We start from the raw sequence: 15,173 nt of genomic DNA on the forward strand, positions 1-15,173 counted from the left end.
CTACCACTGCTCGTGCTGCGGGTACAGCGGGAAGTCGGCGGCGAGCTTGTCCACGCGGGCCTGCAGGGCCTCGATTTCCGTGGCGGCTCCGGACTTGAGCGCCGTGGCGATGATGTCCGCGACCTCGGTGAACTCCCCGGCGCCGAAGCCGCGGGTGGCCAGGGCCGGGGTGCCGATGCGCAGGCCGGAGGTGACCATCGGGGGGCGGGGGTCGAACGGTACCGCGTTGCGGTTCACGGTGATGCCCACCGAGTGCAAGAGGTCCTCGGCCTGCTGGCCGTCCAGCTGGGAGTTGCGCAGGTCCACCAGGACCAGGTGCACGTCGGTACCGCCGGTCAGGACCGAGACGCCGGCCTCGGCGACGTCGGCCTGGCCGAGGCGCTCGGCGATGATTTTGGCACCTTCAAGCACGCGTTCCTGGCGCTCCTTGAATTCCTCGGTGCCGGCGATCTTGAAGGCCACGGCCTTCGCGGCGATCACGTGCATGAGCGGGCCGCCCTGCTGGCCGGGGAACACCGCGGAATTAAGCTTCTTGGCCCATTCCTGCTTGGCCAGGATCACGCCGGAGCGCGGGCCGGACAGCGTCTTGTGCACCGTGGAGGTGACGACGTCGGAGTACGGGACCGGGCTCGGGTGCAGTCCGGCGGCGACGAGGCCGGCAAAGTGCGCCATGTCGGTCCAGAGCAGGGCGCCGACCTCGTCGGCGATCGAGCGGAACGCCTCGAAATCGAGGTGCCGCGGGTAGGCGGACCAGCCGGCGATGATCACCTGGGGTTTTTCGGCGATGGCCTGCTCGCGCAGCTTGTCCATGTCGATCCGGAAGTCGCCTTCCTCGACCTGGTAGGCGGCCACGTTGTAGAGCTTGCCGGAGAAGTTCAGCTTCATGCCGTGGGTGAGGTGCCCGCCGTGGGCCAGGGAGAGGCCCAGGATCTTGTCGCCCGGGGTGATCATGGCGGCGAGTGCGGCGGCGTTGGCCTGCGCACCGGAGTGCGGCTGCACGTTGGCGTATTCGGCGCCGAAGAGTTCCTTGACCCGGTCGATCGCCAGCTGCTCGGCGACGTCGACATATTCGCAGCCGCCATAGTAGCGGCGTCCCGGGTAGCCCTCGGCGTACTTGTTGGTCAGGACGGAGCCCTGCGCTTCCATCACGGCGCGCGGAGCGAAGTTCTCGGAAGCGATCATTTCCAGGGTGCCGCGCTGGCGGCCCAGTTCCTGGGCCAGTACGGCGGCAATTTCCGGATCGAGTTCGGCCAGCGGCTGGTTGCTCACGGCGGCTGAGGTGGCGGTAGTAGTAGTCACGAGGAACTCCTGGTAGGCAACGGGTACGGCTATTGGTCAGGCTACCGGCTGGCCCGTTGCACCGCCTATGATTACGCGCTCCTTGCCAGCAGAACTGACAGCGGACCGCGACAGCGGCAGTTGACACCCCGCGCGGGCGCCAGCAACGGTACGGCAGCGGTGATTGCTGCCGACCGGTAAGACATGACCCTCGGCCCAGGCGTACGATCCGTGGTCTTCGTGAGTGCCGCTCCCTGATGGTTAGCCATCCAACGCCAGTTGCGACGGGTTAACACTACCAAAACCCTTTCAGAACTGCCCCTGAAGCGCAGGTAGGCTGGTCCTCGTGACTGACGTAAACCTGACTGCCTCCTACATCCTGACCCTGTCCTGCCCGGACCGGCCCGGCATCGTGCACGCCGTCGCCGGAGCCCTGCTGGTGGCGGGCTGCAATATTACAGACTCCCAGCAGTACGGCAGCCAGGGCACCGGCACGTTCTTCATGCGGGTGGAGGCGACGACGGCGGCGGCCCAGGCGGAGCTGCAGGCGGCGCTCGAGCCCGTGGCGCAGGCCTTCGGGATGCAGTGGAGCCTCAACCCCGCCGGCCGGAAGGTCCGCACCCTGCTGATGGCGAGCACCTCGGCCCACTGCCTGAACGATCTGCTGTTCCTGCAGCGCTCCGGCACCCTGCCGATCGAGATTCCGGCCATCGTGTCCAACCACCGCGACCTCGAGGGGTTGGCGGAGTTCTACGGCATCCCGTTCCACCACATCCCGGTCACCCCGGACACGAAGATCCAGGCCGAAGACGCCCTACGCGTGCTGATGAAGGAGCACGACATCGAGCTCACCGTCCTGGCCCGGTATATGCAGATCATCTCTGACGAGCTCTGCAACGACCTCACGGGCAAGGCCATCAACATCCACCACTCGTTCCTGCCCTCCTTCAAGGGGGCCAAGCCCTACCACCAGGCGCATGCCCGCGGGGTGAAGCTCATCGGCGCCACGGCGCACTACGTCACGGCCGCCCTGGATGAGGGACCGATCATCGAGCAGGAAGTGATCCGGGTGGACCACCGGCGCACCGCCGAGCAGTTCGTCCAGATGGGCCGCGACGTGGAGGGCCGTACCCTTGCCCAGGCCGTGCAGTGGCATGCTGAACACCGCGTCCTGCTCGACGGCAACCGGACGGTTGTCTTTAACTGAAACCGGTTCTTCACTAGAGCTATGGACTCCACCCGCAGGGACCGGCTCGAATCGTTCGTGGCGATGCTGAAGAACGAGGGCCGACACGCAGTACTGGGGCTGGATTGCGGACAGGGCGCCGACGGGCTGCACTTTGTGCAGTCCGGCATCCATTTCATCGGCGTCGACCGGTCCGAGGAAAACATCCACATAGCCCGGGCTCACGGGCTGGAGGCCTCCGTGGCGGGCCCGGCATCGCTGCCGTTCGCCGACGCCGCGTTTTCCTCGGTGTGGGCGGTGGACGCACTGTCAGGCCTGCCCCCCGAGGACTGGGTCGACGTCGTCCGCGAACTTGGCCGGGTGGCCGAACCCGGCGCGCCAATCGCCGTCGTATTCCCCGTCCCCGACCCGCGCAGCCGCGGCGAGGGCTTCACGGTCCTCCGCTCCCCCGCCTGACCCAACTAGCTCGCAGCAGGGGCCGTTTTGGGCGCTCAAAACGGCCCCTGCTGCGAGCCAGTTGGGCCGGGAGATGTCCTAGGCTGGGGGCATGGCTCCCCTCTACGCATTCGCCGGCACCGCCCCGGCCGTCCATGACTCCGCCTTCATCGCGCCCACGGCATCCGTGATCGGCAATGCCACCCTGGCCGAGAACTCGAGCGCCTTCTACGGCGTTTCCGTCCGCGCAGACACCGCCGCCATCAGTGTGGGCGCCGGCAGCAATCTGCAGGACAACGTGGTGCTGCACGCGGACCCCGGCTTCCCCTGCACGGTCGGCGCGCGGGTCAGCGTGGGCCACAGCGCCGTGGTCCACGGCTGCACGGTTGAGGATGACTGCCTGATCGGCATGAGCGCAACCATCCTCAACGGAGCCGTGATCGGCGCCGGATCCCTCATCGCCGCCGGTGCCGTGGTGCTGGAAGGCACTGTCATCCCGCCCCGCTCCCTCGTCGCCGGAGTTCCGGCCAAGGTCCGGCGCGAACTCAGCGACGAGGAGTTCGCGGGCGTCCAGCACAACGCCGCCCACTACCAGGAACTGGCGCGCGCGCACCGCGAACTCCACAACGCCTGAGGAGCGCCCGCAAAAGCGCGACTGGCTCCTCCGGACTGACCGTTCGCGCCGCTCAGTCCAGGGCGATCGGACCCAGCTCGGCCAGCAGTTCGCCCGGTCCGGGGTTCCCGGTCAGGGTCCGGCCGCCGAGGTGGTTGACCACACCCCAGACCGCGTTCAGGCCGGTGGTGACGGCGCCTTCGGCCCAGCCCGCGGTGAAGGAGACGTCGTCCCCGGCGAGGAAGATCCCGCGCTGTTCGGCCGGCAGCCCGTCCTGCTTGAAGTGGGTGAAGAGCCGCTGCTGGTACCGGTAATGTCCTGGCAGGTTGGCCTTGAAGGCGCCCATGAAGTTGGGGTCGGCCTCCCAGGAGACCGTGATCGGCTGGCCCACGATGTGGCAGGCGATGTCGACGCCAGGGTAGATCTGCTCCAGCGAGTGCAGCATGAGTTCCGCCCGCTCGTCCGCGTCGAGTGACAGCCACTTCAGCGCGTCGTCGTTCCAGGTATAGGACAGCAGGATCACGGCCGGCTGGTCCGGACCGTTGTCCAGCAGGTACGTGGCCCGGTTCAGCCTGTCGGTCAGCGTCATGGACAGGACCTCGCGGCCGGTTTCCGGGTCGATGTCCTTCCAGAACGGCCGGTCCACCATGACGAAGGTCTTGGAGGACTGCATGTAGTGGGAGCGTTCGATCGCCGTCCACAGTTCCGCGGGGAACAGGGATTCGTCGGTGTGGATCCGCGTCGAGAGCAGCCACGACTGGCACGTGGTCACCACCGCCGGGTACGCGGATTCCCGTCCCCAGCGTTCGCGGATCCGGAAGTCGCCGCTGCCGTCTCGGGCGATGCGTTCCACCGCGCCCCGCGGGGCACCGGCGTGCAGGGATGCCAGGGACGTGCCGTCCGGCCAGTGAGCCATGCCCGACGGCGCATGCTCCCACAGCGCCTCCGGGAGCCGCTGCGCGCCGCCGGCGATGAGCCGGTGCTGGTCATCGGCGTCGGTGTAGACAACCCGGAGGATTTCAAGGATGGAGTTGGGGAAGTCAGTGTCCCAGCCGCCGGTGCCGAAGCCCACCTGCCCAAACGCCTCGCGATGGGCGAAGCCGGCTGCCTTGAAGGAGTCGCTGCCGGCGATGAAGCCGTAGAAGGTCTGCTCGTCCAGCTCCGGGAGCAGAGCGTTCCACAGTTCCTTGATCCGGCTGGTGTCCCGGGCCCGGATCGCTTCCTGCATTTCGGCGAACCGGGCGCCGTCGTTCACGGCCGCCTTCCACGCGTCCGCCACCTCGAGGAAGAACGGGGGAAGATCCGCGGCGGTCTCGGCGTAGTGCTTCTGGCCGGCGAGCTCGATCACCGTGCTGGAGGTGGCAGCCGCCAGCGGATTGGGGAACTCCTGGGTCTGAAGTCCGAGCAGGTCCACATAGTGGTAGAAGGCTTTGCCGGAGACTGGGAACCGCATGCCGCCGAGGTCGGCCACGATGCCCGGCGCGGACGGGAAGCTGGCGGTCCTCAGCCGGCCGCCGATCCTGTCGGCTTCATAGACCACCGGCCGCAGGCCCAGCTTCATGAGTTCATAGGCGGTGACCAGCCCGGACAGGCCGGCACCGACGACGGCGACCTCCGTCCCGTACAGTTCGGGCGGCACCGAGCCCAGGCCGTCAGGGTGGGCGAGGTAGTGGTCGTAGCTGAACGGGAAATCCGGATTCAGCATGGTGATGGGCGCCTCGGCCGGGATGGAAGCCGGTTTGGGGGCCGGCAGTTCGGTGGCGGTGGTCATGAGGTCTCTGCCTTCAGTTCCTGGGTGGTGTTGGCGCGTTGGTGGGTTGAAAGTTCACGGTATTCCTCGTGGCTCAGGGCGGCCACCCTGGAGTTCTTCCGTCCGTAGCCGAAGTACGCGGCCAGGCCCACGAGCATCCAGACACCGAAGACCTCCCAGGTCTCGGCGCCGAGGTTGGCCATGAGGTAGGCGCACATGAGGGCACCGAGAATCGGTGTCAGCGGGAAGAGCGGGACGCGGAAGCTGCGCGTGAGCTCGGGCCGGGTCCGCCGCAGGTGGATGACCGCCACGTTGACCAGGGCAAACGCGAACAGCGTGCCGATGCTGGTGGCGTCCGCGAGGGCGCCCAGCGGCACCAGGCCGGCAGTCAGTGCGACGGCGGTGCCCACGATCAGGGTTCCGGCAACCGGTGTGCCGGTGCGCGCCGAAACCCGGCCGAACACCCTGGGAACCAAGCCGTCGCGCGACATCGAGAGCAGGATCCGGGTCTGCCCGTAGAGGACGGTCAGCACGATGCTGGCGATGGCGAGCACGGCGCCGACGGCGAACACCAGGCCAACCCACGGCTGGCCGGTGATTTCCTCGAGGATTTTCACGAGGGCGGCCTCGGTGCCGTCGAACCAGCCCCACGGGCGGGCGCCGATGGCTGCGACGGCCACGAGGACATAGATGCTGGTGACGATCAGCATGGAGAGCAGGATGGCCCGCGGGAGGTCGCGCTTGGGGTTGCGGGCTTCCTCGCCGGCCGTGGAGGCGGCGTCGAAGCCGATGTAGGAGAAGAAAACCCGGGAGGCAGCGGCCGAGACGCCAGCGGCGCCCATCGGCATGAGGGGTTCGAAGTGTCCGCCGTTGAAGGCGGTGAAGGCCACTGCGCAGAAGAACAGCAGGATGCCGATCTTGACCAGGACGATCGCCGTGTTGATCCAGGCGCTCTCCTTCGCACCGCGGACCAGCAGCACCATGGCCAGGACCACAATGACGATTGCCGGCACATTCAGCAACCCGCCGGCTCCCGGCGGCTGGGACATGGCGTCCGGAAGGGCCAGGCCAAAGACAGCCAGGGCCTCGTTGACGTACTGGCCCGCGCCGACCGCGACGGCGGCCACGGAGACGGCGTATTCCAGCACCAGGCACCAGCCGCAGATCCAGGCCATGCCCTCGCCCATGGTGGCGTAGGTGTAGGAGTAGCTGGACCCGGCGGCCGGGACCAGTCCGGCCATCTCCGCATAGGACACGGCGGAGAGCAGTGCAGCGAGCCCGGCAATGGCAAAGGAGATCCAGATGGCCGGGCCCGCGAGTGGCACCGATTCGCCCAGGACCACCAGGATGCCGGTGCCGAGCGTGGCGCCGACGCTGATCATGGTCAGCTGGAGCACACCGAAGCTGCGGACCAGCCGCGTGCCGCCGTGCCCGTTTTCGGCCTCGCTGACCAGCTGCCCGATCGGCTTGAGGCGCATCAGCTGGGCGGCGAGCCTGGGACGGCCGGCGGCGGCCCGCGGGCGTTCCCCGATCAGAGTTGGCACAGTCATCGTTGACGTCCTTAGCTTCAGTAATGGTCGGTTTCCCCTGACCACCCTAGGCGTGTGAGCCACCTCTCACGGTTGTGCAAAATGACCTGTATTCTTCAGTCATGAGACTTAATGCACCGTCAGACCGTCGGCCAGCCGGGCTGGACAGGGGCAGCAGCCGTGGTTGCTGAGGACTCCGAGCGGTTTGGCTTCGTCACGCTGGCGCAGTTCCTGCGCCAGCTGCCGGAGCTCGGCGTCCTGCACGACGGTGGCAACGGGGATGAGCGCCTGCGCTGGGTAGAGCCAAGCGAGCTGGACGACCCGACTCCGTACCTGCTCGACGGCGAGTTCCTGCTCACCGCCGGGCTGCCGTTCGCGGGCGACGGGGGCGGCGAGGAATCGGTGGATGCCTACGTGCGGCGCTTGGTCGAGGCCCGCGTCGGCGCCCTCGGATTTGGCCTGGAACCGTACTTCGAGGCCGTGCCGGATACCGTGGTCCGGGCCTGCCGGCGGCACGACCTCACCTTGGTGTCCATTCCGGGGTCCATCCCGTTTGCCGCGCTGGGTCTCGAATTCTCCCGGCTCCTTGAGTCAGACAACGCAAAGACCTTTCGCCAGCTGGCCGATACCAACCGGCAGCTCATGCGGGCGGTCTTGTCGGCACGCCCGGAGCACGAGCTCCTCGCGGCCCTGGTCCAGCGCGTCCCGGTCTGGGCCGTGTTAGTCGGGGCCGACGGGCGGGCGCGGGCCCGGGGTGCGGGCAACTCCCCCGGCCCGCACGCCGCAGGCGGCATTGCCGGCGCCGTGCAAGGAGTTGATTCCGCCGCCTTGCAGCCGCTGCTTGCCCGGCTGCTCGCCGGCAGCGGACCCCGGGTGGAGATGGATTCATTCGACGCCGCCGGCTCATCGCTGGTCTTCGGATATCCGCTGCGCAGCACCCGGGACGCCAACCTCGGCGCGCTTGTCCTGGGCACGGACGCCCCGCTGACCCCGGCCCAGAACAGCGTGGTCTCCACCGCCGTCGGGCTGCTGGAACTGCTGGTGCGGCAGCGCACAAGCGGTTCACTGGCCCCCAGCCAGCTTGCCACGGCGCTGTTGTTGCATCCGGAAAGTGTGGCCTCGGGAACGGCGCGGCAGGTCAACGGCCTGAAGGACCTGCTGGCCCAAAGCATTTCCTCCACCCGGTCCGGGCAGCTGCGGGTGGTGCAGGGCGTCCGGGTGGACGCCGCCGCGGGCAGCGACCGGACGGCCGCCGGACCGCGCCACGCGGGCGAGGGCCCGGTGCGGGAGCTGCTGGAATGGCGCAGGCTGTTCGACACCAAACTCGTGGAGCACACCGACTACGGCTTTGCCGCCATCACCCGGCTGAAGGTCGACGACGCCCTGCTCGCCGAGGTGGAGCGGCTCGGCTGGCGCCTTGTGATCGGCAGCGGCAGCGAATTCGCGGGCCTGGCGGACGCCTACCAACTCGCGTCCTCGCTGCGCAACCGGGTCCTGACCAGCCGCCGGAGCGTCCGGGCGGATGAGGTCACCTGGTCGGTGACGGGCCTGCTGGGCTCCGAGGCCGGCACCATGCTGGCGGACCGTCTGCTGGCCCCCGTGCTCGCGCTCGAGCCGGAGCGCCGCGACGCACTGCTGGGCATCCTGCGGGCCTGGCTTGGTGAAAACGGCAGTTGGGACGCCACGGCGAAGTCCACGGGGCTGCATCGCAACAGCGTCCGCCGGCAGATCGGCGTCATCGCCGAACTGCTGGACCTGGATCTCAATCGGGCACAGGCCCGCGCGGAGCTGTGGATTGCCCTCCAGTACATCGCCTACCAGGACCAGCGCGGGTCCGGGCTGCCCGACGCCGCGGCCGCCGTCGCTGCAGCTGCCGCCTCACCCGCCCCCGGTCATCCCGCCGGTCAGATGCCCCAGGAACGGTAAATGTCGGGGCGGCGGTCGCGCAGATAGGCCACGGCGTCGTCTTCATCTTCCGCCCCGCCCGCGGCGGCGCCCACAGCGCCTCCCAGCTCGGCAAACAGCAGTTCCGTCCCGGGGCCGGCCGCGGCAAGGACCGTGCCGTCCGCGCCCGCCACGATGCTGCCGCCGCGGAAGTCGCAGCCCTCCTCCTCGCCGGTGTGGTTGGCGTACGCCACCGTCATCTGGTTCTCCAGCGCCCTGGCCCGGACCAGCACCTCCGGCACGGCCTCGAATCCGCCGGACAGTGCCGTCGGCACCAGCAGCAGTTCGGCGCCGCGCACGGCGGCGGCCCGCGCGGACTCGGGAAACTCGATGTCGTAGCAAATGGCCAGGGCCGTTTTAAGTCCATGAAAATCCACCACCCCGGGGGCTGCGGCGGCCGGGGCAAACGCTGCGCGCTCCTCGGGCCCGAAGAGGTGCACCTTGTCATAGCTGAGGAGCTCGTCGCCGGATTCGTCAACCAGAGTGGCGCAGATGTGCCATTCTCCCGCGGGCGTCACGGCGGGGAGACTGTAAACCAAGGCGATGCTGTTGCGCCGGGCAATGCCCGCCAGCTCCTCCCGGAGCCCCGGCAGCATGCCGGGATCGAAAGACGCCCGCAGCCTGCGCGGCGCATAGCCCACGGGAAAAAGTTCCGGCGTGAGCAGCAGTTGCGCGCCAGCGGCGGACGCCGCGCGCGCCGCCTCCTGCACCGCCGCACAGTTCGCCTTCATGTCCAGCACGGCAGCGTTCGCCTGCAACAGGGCCAGCAGCATCATTACCACCTCAGGATTTCCGGGCACGTCGGCAGCACCGCTGCGGACTCTCATATTCAGCGTAGCCGCGGCCCGGGAAACCGCATTTGGTGCATTTCCGCCCGCGTGGCCGACCAACAGGGCGGAACGTCCCACCGGCGAAGGGAGGGAGGGCGGACGGCGAGCCCGGTCCCCGGAATCTCCATGATGTCGTTATCAATGCGTTAACTTCTTGACTACAAGCTGCTGATGCGTCACGCTTCATAGCATGCCCTCACCAACGCGCTCAACGAGGAGCCGAACCAAGAACCCCGGATCGCAGTCCGCACTCCGGCATCTGAACCAGCAGCGGATCATCGAATGCCTCCTCGCGGGCCCTTCCACGCAGGCTGAACTGGCCCGCCAGACCGGCCTGTCGACGGCCACCGTCTCCAACATCGTCAAGATCATGCAGGACGCCGGGCTGGCCTCCACTGAACCCATCACCAGCTCCGGCCGGCGCGCCCTGAACGTCCGGCTCAACAGCAACGGAGCCGTCGCCGTCGGGATCGACTTCGGCCGCCGCCACCTGCGCGTCGTGCTGGCCTCGCTCAGCTACCACGTCATCGCCGAACAGTCGGTGCTGCTGCCCCTCGGCCACCACGCCGAGGAGGGCATCCAGGCAGCCGTCGGCGTGCTGGACCGGCTGCTCGCGGACAGCGGCGTGGAGCGCAGCGCCCTGGTGGGAGCCGGCGTCGGAATTCCCGGCCCCATCGACCGCCGCACCGGCACCGTCGCGCAGGGCGCGATCCTGCCGGAATGGGTGGGGATCAATATCCTCAAACGCCTCGAAGAAGCGCTGGAACTGCCGGTCTTCGTGGACAACGACGCCAACCTGGGGGCCCTGTCCGAGGTCACGTGGGGGCCGCACAGCGGCATCAGCAACCTGATGTTCCTCAAGATCGGCTCGGGCATCGGCGCGGGGCTGATCCTCAACGGAATCCCCTATTACGGCAACGTCGGCATCACTGGGGAGATCGGCCATGCCACCATCCACGAGCACGGGCTGATCTGCCGCTGCGGGAACCGTGGCTGCCTGGAAACCATCGCCTCCACCACCACCATGATCGAGCTCCTGGGCCGCGGCGAGGACCGGCCGCTCGCACCCGGTGACATCGTGCGCAAAGCCTTGGAACGGGACTCCGCGACACTCCGCGTGGTGGACGACGCCGGGCTCGCCGTCGGACGCGCCCTGGGCAACGTGGCGAACCTGATCAACCCGGAAGTGATCGTGGTGGGTGGGCCGCTGGCAGGACTCGGCGATCTCCTTTTGGACCCGATCCGGCGCGGCCTGATTCGCCATGCGGTGCCGGTTGTCGGCGAGACAACCACCCTCACAATGTCGTCCCTGGGCGACCGGGCCGAGGCCCTCGGGGCCACGGCTTTGGTCTTCCAGCACGCCGGAATCCGGCGAAACTAACCATTTCGTTATCCGCTCGTTGCGTTAAAGACTTGACGACAAGGGCGTGATCCAGTTTACTTTTCCATCAGACGGCCCTGCGGTTTGCAGGGGCGGACAACGAAGTCATGCATTGGAGGCGTAAGGGCACATGACGTCCCTCAACACGCACAGTGATCCGCTAATCCTCGAGATGCGCTCCATCACCAAGGAATTCCCCGGCGTTAAAGCTTTGGCCGATGTGAGCCTGCGGGTGAAGGCCGGCGAGATCCACGCCATCTGCGGTGAGAACGGCGCCGGGAAGTCGACCCTGATGAAGGTGCTCTCAGGGGTCTACCCCTTCGGCACCTACACGGGCGACATCGTGTACCAAAACGAGGTCCAGGAGTTCAAGGACATCCGGGCCAGCGAACACGCCGGAATCGTGATCATCCACCAGGAACTCGCGCTCATCCCCGAGCTGTCGATCATGGAGAACATCTTCCTCGGCAACGAGCCCACCAAGCGCGGCGTGATCGACTGGGCCGAGGCCCGGCTGCGGTCCACCGAACTGCTGGCACGGGTGGGGCTGCGCGAGGACCCGGACACCCCCATCAAGGAGATCGGCGTCGGCAAGCAGCAGCTCGTCGAGATCGCCAAGGCCCTGAACAAGTCGGTGAAGCTCCTGATCCTGGACGAGCCCACGGCGGCGCTGAATGAGTCCGACTCCCAGCACCTGCTGGACCTCATGCTGGGCCTGAAGGGCCGCGGCATCACCTCGATCATCATTTCGCACAAGCTCAACGAGATCGAACAGATCGCGGATGAGATCACGATCATCCGTGACGGCAAGTCGATCGAGACCCTGAACGTCGTGGCCGACGGCGTCGACGAGGACCGCATCATCAAGGGCATGGTGGGCCGGACGCTCGAATCCCGGTTCCCGGACCACGAGCCGAAGATCGGCGACGTCCTCTTCGAGGTGAAGAACTGGAACGTCGGGCACCCGGCCATCCAGGACCGCCTGGTGTGCAAGAACTCCAGCTTCTTCGTCCGCCGCGGCGAGATCGTCGGGTTCGCGGGTTTGATGGGGGCCGGGCGCACCGAGCTGGCCCGGTCCGTGTTCGGCCGCTCCTACGGCCGCTTCATCTCCGGCCATGTCTACAAGGACGGCAAGGAGCTGCAGCTCAAGAGCGTCCGCCAGGCGATCGACGCCGGGCTGGGCTACGTCACGGAGGACCGCAAGTCCCTGGGCCTGAACCTGCTCGACGACATCAAGGCCACCACCGTCTCGGCGAACCTGCGCAAGATCAGCAAGCGCTTCGTGGTGGACGCGAACAAGGAATACGCCGTCGCGGAGGAATACCGGAAGTCGCTGCGGACCAAGACGCCCTCCGTGGAGGAAGGCGTCGCGAAGCTCTCCGGCGGCAACCAGCAGAAGGTCGTGCTGGCGAAGTGGATGTTCACCGACCCGGACGTGCTGATCCTGGACGAGCCCACCCGCGGGATCGACGTCGGGGCCAAGTACGAGATCTACGGCATCATCCAGAAGCTGGCCAACGAGGGCAAGGCCGTGATCGTCATTTCCTCGGAACTGCCCGAGCTGCTGGGCCTCTCGGACCGGATCTACACGATTTTCGAAGGCGCTATCACCGGCGTGCTGGACAAGGACCAAGCCAGCCAGGAAAACCTCATGAAACTCATGACATCCGCCCGCAAAACCGCCTGACCCTTTGGGACCAACCAGAACAATCCGAACACCCCGGACACAAGGACTGAAACAATGAACGCGCTCAAGAAGCTCTTTGGCGGCAACACCCGCCAATTCGGCATGATCTTCGCCCTGGTTGCGCTGATCGTGTTCTTCGAGATTTTCACGGAGGGCCGCACGCTCACGTCGGGCAACGTCATCAACCTCTTCAACGGCAACTCCTACATCCTGATCCTCGCCATCGGCATGGTGCTGGTCATCATCGCCGGCCACATCGATCTCTCCGTCGGCTCCGTCGCGGCCTTCGTGGGCGTCTGCGTGGCACTCTTCATCCGCGACTGGGGACTGCCCTGGTACATCGGCGTCCTGATGGGGCTGGGGCTTGGCGTCCTGATCGGCATGTGGCAGGGATTCTGGGTGGCCTACGTCGGCATTCCGGCGTTCATCGTGACACTGTCGGGCATGCTGATCTTCCGCGGCGCCAACCAGTTTGTCGGCAAGTCGAACACCATCCCGGTCCCGACGGATTTCCAGTACATCGGCTCCGGCTACCTGCCTGAATTCGGCCCGAATACCGGCTACAACAATCCCACCATGCTCATTGGACTGATCGCCGTCGCGTACATGATCTTCAGCGAGATCCGGTCCCGCCGCAACGCCAAGAAGCTCGGCGCCGAGGTCTCCGAAACTTGGGTCATGATCCTCAAACTTGTACTGGTCAGCGGCGCCATCCTCTACGCCACCTACCTCTTCGCCACCGGCCGGCCGGGCACGTCCTTCCCGGTGCCGGGCCTGATCCTCGCCGTCCTGATCCTCGTGTACGGCTTCATCTCCTCCAGGACCGTCATCGGCCGCCACATCTACGCGGTCGGCGGCAACCGGCACGCCGCCGAGCTCTCCGGCGTCCAGTCCAAAAAGGTCAACTTCCTGGTCATGATGAACATGTCCTTCCTGGCCGGCCTCGCCGGGATGATCTTCGTCGGCCGCTCCACAGCCTCCGGCCCGTTTGACGGCGTCGGCTGGGAACTGGACGCCATCGCGGCTGTCTTCATCGGCGGCGCCGCAGTCACCGGCGGCGTGGGCACCGTGATCGGCTCGATCATTGGTGGCCTCGTCATGGCCGTGCTGAACAACGGCCTCCAGCTGCTCGGCGTCGGCGCCGACCTCACCCAGATCATCAAGGGCCTGGTCCTGCTGATCGCCGTGGCGTTCGACGTCTACAACAAGTCCCAGGGCAAGAGGTCCGTGGTCGGCATGCTCATGAAGAACTTTGGCCGCAGCAGCGAGATCAAGGCCGACGAGACCACGTCCACCAAAGAGGTCATCTCCAAGGGAGCCTGAGAGGCTCCCCTGGTCCACGTTTCCCCGATTTCTCCGCACACCACCAAAAGAAAGTGAACCAAGCAATGCGAATGATTGGTAAAGCAGGAAAGGCAGCAGCAATCGCTGCTATTGCGGCACTGGCGCTGACAGCCTGCGGCCGTTCCGACACCGGGACTACCGGCGGCTCGAGCTCCGGAGGCGAAGCATTCCCGAAGGGCTCCGCGATCGGCGTCGCACTCCCCCAGAAGACCTCCGAAAACTGGGTCCTGGCGGAGCAGCTGTTCAACGACGGTCTCACCAAGGCCGGCTACAAGCCGGACGTGCAGTTCGCCAACGGCGGCGTTTCGGAGCAGCAGAACCAGATCAGCGCCATGATCACCAAGGGTGACAAAGTCATCATCGTCGGTGCCATCGACGGTGCACAGCTGGGCACCCAGCTCAAGCAGGCCAAGGACGCCGGCGCCACGATCATCGCCTACGACCGTCTGCTCCTGAACACCCCGGACGTGGACTACTACGTGGCCTACGACAACTTCAAGGTCGGTGAACTCCAGGGCAAGGCGCTGCTGGACGGCATGAAGGGCAAGAAGCCGTCAGGCCCCTACAACATCGAGCTTTTCGCAGGATCCCCTGATGACGCCAACGCGAAGGTCTTCTTCGACGGCGCCATGAGCGTCCTGAAGCCGAAGATCGACGACGGTACCCTGAAGGTCCTCTCCGGCCAGACGACCTTCGAACAGGCCGTCACCCAGGGCTGGAAGGCCGAGAACGCCCAGAAGCGCATGGACACCCTGCTCGCCGGAACCTACGGCAGCGCACCGCTCGACGGCGTGCTGTCCCCGAACGACACGCTGGCCCGCGCGATCATCACCTCCGTCAAGGCCGCCGGCAAGCCGATCCCGATCGTCACAGGCCAGGACTCCGAGGTTGAGTCCGTCAAGTCCATCATGGCGGGCGAGCAGTACTCCACCATCAACAAGGACACCCGCGCGCTCGTTGAGCACTCGATCGTCATGGTCAACGACATCCAGGCAGGCAAGAAGCCGGAGATCAACGACGACAAGTCCTACAACAACGGCAACAAGGTTGTTCCGGCGTACCTGCTGGAGCCGGTCATCGTGACCAAGGACAACGTCCACACGGCCTACGTCAACGACCCGGTACTCGGACCGATCACCAAGCAGTAGTTCCCGCCCCGGCACGCGCCAGTCGCGCGCCAGGCAACAGAGCCCCGG

General features: G+C 66.8%; 12 protein-coding genes. 8 read left to right on the forward strand and 4 right to left on the reverse strand.

Going from position 1 to position 15,173, the window contains the following annotated elements; all coding sequences use genetic code 11:
• Positions 1-1,299, reverse strand: a complete 1,299-nt coding sequence (gene glyA, locus AC1DEM_RS07035; protein WP_476883793.1) for a serine hydroxymethyltransferase — start codon at positions 1,297-1,299, stop codon at positions 1-3.
• Between the two features lie 325 nt (positions 1,300-1,624).
• Between glyA and purU the strand changes: the two genes are divergently transcribed.
• From purU to AC1DEM_RS07050, 3 genes are all read left to right on the forward strand, one after another.
• Positions 1,625-2,485 (forward strand): formyltetrahydrofolate deformylase, encoded by an 861-nt coding sequence (gene purU / locus AC1DEM_RS07040; RefSeq protein WP_476883794.1) that lies wholly within the window; start codon positions 1,625-1,627, stop codon positions 2,483-2,485.
• Positions 2,486-2,506: 21 nt separating this feature from the next.
• Positions 2,507-2,920 (forward strand): class I SAM-dependent methyltransferase, encoded by a 414-nt coding sequence (locus AC1DEM_RS07045; RefSeq protein WP_476883795.1) that lies wholly within the window; start codon positions 2,507-2,509, stop codon positions 2,918-2,920.
• A gap of 91 nt (positions 2,921-3,011) precedes the next feature.
• The gene (locus AC1DEM_RS07050) at positions 3,012-3,533 is read left to right on the forward strand and encodes a gamma carbonic anhydrase family protein (RefSeq protein ID WP_476883796.1); all 522 of its coding nucleotides are present in this window, start codon (positions 3,012-3,014) and stop codon (positions 3,531-3,533) included.
• 52 nt (positions 3,534-3,585) lie between these two features.
• Here AC1DEM_RS07050 and AC1DEM_RS07055 read toward each other — a convergent pair whose 3' ends face one another.
• Both AC1DEM_RS07055 and AC1DEM_RS07060 read right to left on the reverse strand, forming a co-directional pair.
• On the reverse strand, positions 3,586-5,283 hold the full coding sequence (locus tag AC1DEM_RS07055) for a flavin monoamine oxidase family protein (RefSeq protein ID WP_476883797.1): 1,698 nt from the start codon (positions 5,281-5,283) through the stop codon (positions 3,586-3,588).
• Positions 5,280-6,812, reverse strand: coding sequence for an amino acid permease (locus tag AC1DEM_RS07060; protein ID WP_476883798.1), 1,533 nt, complete (start codon positions 6,810-6,812; stop codon positions 5,280-5,282). The genes AC1DEM_RS07055 and AC1DEM_RS07060 overlap by 4 nt, the downstream gene beginning before the upstream one ends.
• Before the next feature lie 111 nt (positions 6,813-6,923).
• Between AC1DEM_RS07060 and AC1DEM_RS07065 the strand changes: the two genes are divergently transcribed.
• Positions 6,924-8,717: a PucR family transcriptional regulator gene (locus AC1DEM_RS07065; RefSeq protein WP_476883799.1), complete on the forward strand. Its 1,794-nt coding sequence runs from the start codon at positions 6,924-6,926 to the stop codon at positions 8,715-8,717.
• Here AC1DEM_RS07065 and AC1DEM_RS07070 read toward each other — a convergent pair.
• Positions 8,696-9,511: a nitrilase-related carbon-nitrogen hydrolase gene (locus AC1DEM_RS07070; protein ID WP_476883853.1), complete on the reverse strand. Its 816-nt coding sequence runs from the start codon at positions 9,509-9,511 to the stop codon at positions 8,696-8,698. The two genes, AC1DEM_RS07065 and AC1DEM_RS07070, sit on opposite strands and share 22 nt — an antisense overlap.
• A 244-nt stretch (positions 9,512-9,755) precedes the next feature.
• Here AC1DEM_RS07070 and AC1DEM_RS07075 point away from each other — a divergent pair, with 244 nt between their 5' ends.
• The 4 genes from AC1DEM_RS07075 (at position 9,756) to AC1DEM_RS07090 (ending at position 15,125) form a co-directional block, all read left to right on the forward strand.
• Positions 9,756-10,946 (forward strand): ROK family transcriptional regulator, encoded by a 1,191-nt coding sequence (locus tag AC1DEM_RS07075; protein ID WP_476883800.1) that lies wholly within the window; start codon positions 9,756-9,758, stop codon positions 10,944-10,946.
• Between the two features lie 130 nt (positions 10,947-11,076).
• On the forward strand, positions 11,077-12,633 hold the full coding sequence (mmsA, locus tag AC1DEM_RS07080) for a multiple monosaccharide ABC transporter ATP-binding protein (protein WP_476883801.1): 1,557 nt from the start codon (positions 11,077-11,079) through the stop codon (positions 12,631-12,633).
• A 54-nt stretch (positions 12,634-12,687) separates the two neighbouring features.
• Positions 12,688-13,956 (forward strand): multiple monosaccharide ABC transporter permease, encoded by a 1,269-nt coding sequence (mmsB, locus tag AC1DEM_RS07085; RefSeq protein WP_476883802.1) that lies wholly within the window; start codon positions 12,688-12,690, stop codon positions 13,954-13,956.
• A 65-nt stretch (positions 13,957-14,021) separates the two neighbouring features.
• Positions 14,022-15,125, forward strand: coding sequence for a substrate-binding domain-containing protein (locus AC1DEM_RS07090; RefSeq protein WP_476883803.1), 1,104 nt, complete (start codon positions 14,022-14,024; stop codon positions 15,123-15,125).
• Positions 15,126-15,173 lie beyond the last annotated feature (48 nt).

The sequence above is a fragment of the Arthrobacter sp. 05T420 genome (assembly GCF_056396305.1).

Bases quoted from the DNA above. Each gene is read 5' to 3' on its own strand.
- AC1DEM_RS07060 (WP_476883798.1), bottom strand. From the start codon at position 6,812: ATGACTGTGCCAACTCTGATCGGGGAACGCCCGCGGGCCGCCGCCGGC.
- AC1DEM_RS07050 (WP_476883796.1), top strand. From the start codon at position 3,012: ATGGCTCCCCTCTACGCATTCGCCGGCACCGCCCCGGCCGTCCATGAC.
- mmsA (WP_476883801.1), top strand. From the start codon at position 11,077: ATGACGTCCCTCAACACGCACAGTGATCCGCTAATCCTCGAGATGCGC.
- AC1DEM_RS07075 (WP_476883800.1), top strand. From the start codon at position 9,756: ATGCCCTCACCAACGCGCTCAACGAGGAGCCGAACCAAGAACCCCGGA.
- AC1DEM_RS07090 (WP_476883803.1), top strand. From the start codon at position 14,022: ATGCGAATGATTGGTAAAGCAGGAAAGGCAGCAGCAATCGCTGCTATT.
- AC1DEM_RS07055 (WP_476883797.1), bottom strand. From the start codon at position 5,283: ATGACCACCGCCACCGAACTGCCGGCCCCCAAACCGGCTTCCATCCCG.
- AC1DEM_RS07045 (WP_476883795.1), top strand. From the start codon at position 2,507: ATGGACTCCACCCGCAGGGACCGGCTCGAATCGTTCGTGGCGATGCTG.
- mmsB (WP_476883802.1), top strand. From the start codon at position 12,688: ATGAACGCGCTCAAGAAGCTCTTTGGCGGCAACACCCGCCAATTCGGC.
- AC1DEM_RS07070 (WP_476883853.1), bottom strand. From the start codon at position 9,511: ATGATGCTGCTGGCCCTGTTGCAGGCGAACGCTGCCGTGCTGGACATG.
- AC1DEM_RS07065 (WP_476883799.1), top strand. From the start codon at position 6,924: ATGCACCGTCAGACCGTCGGCCAGCCGGGCTGGACAGGGGCAGCAGCC.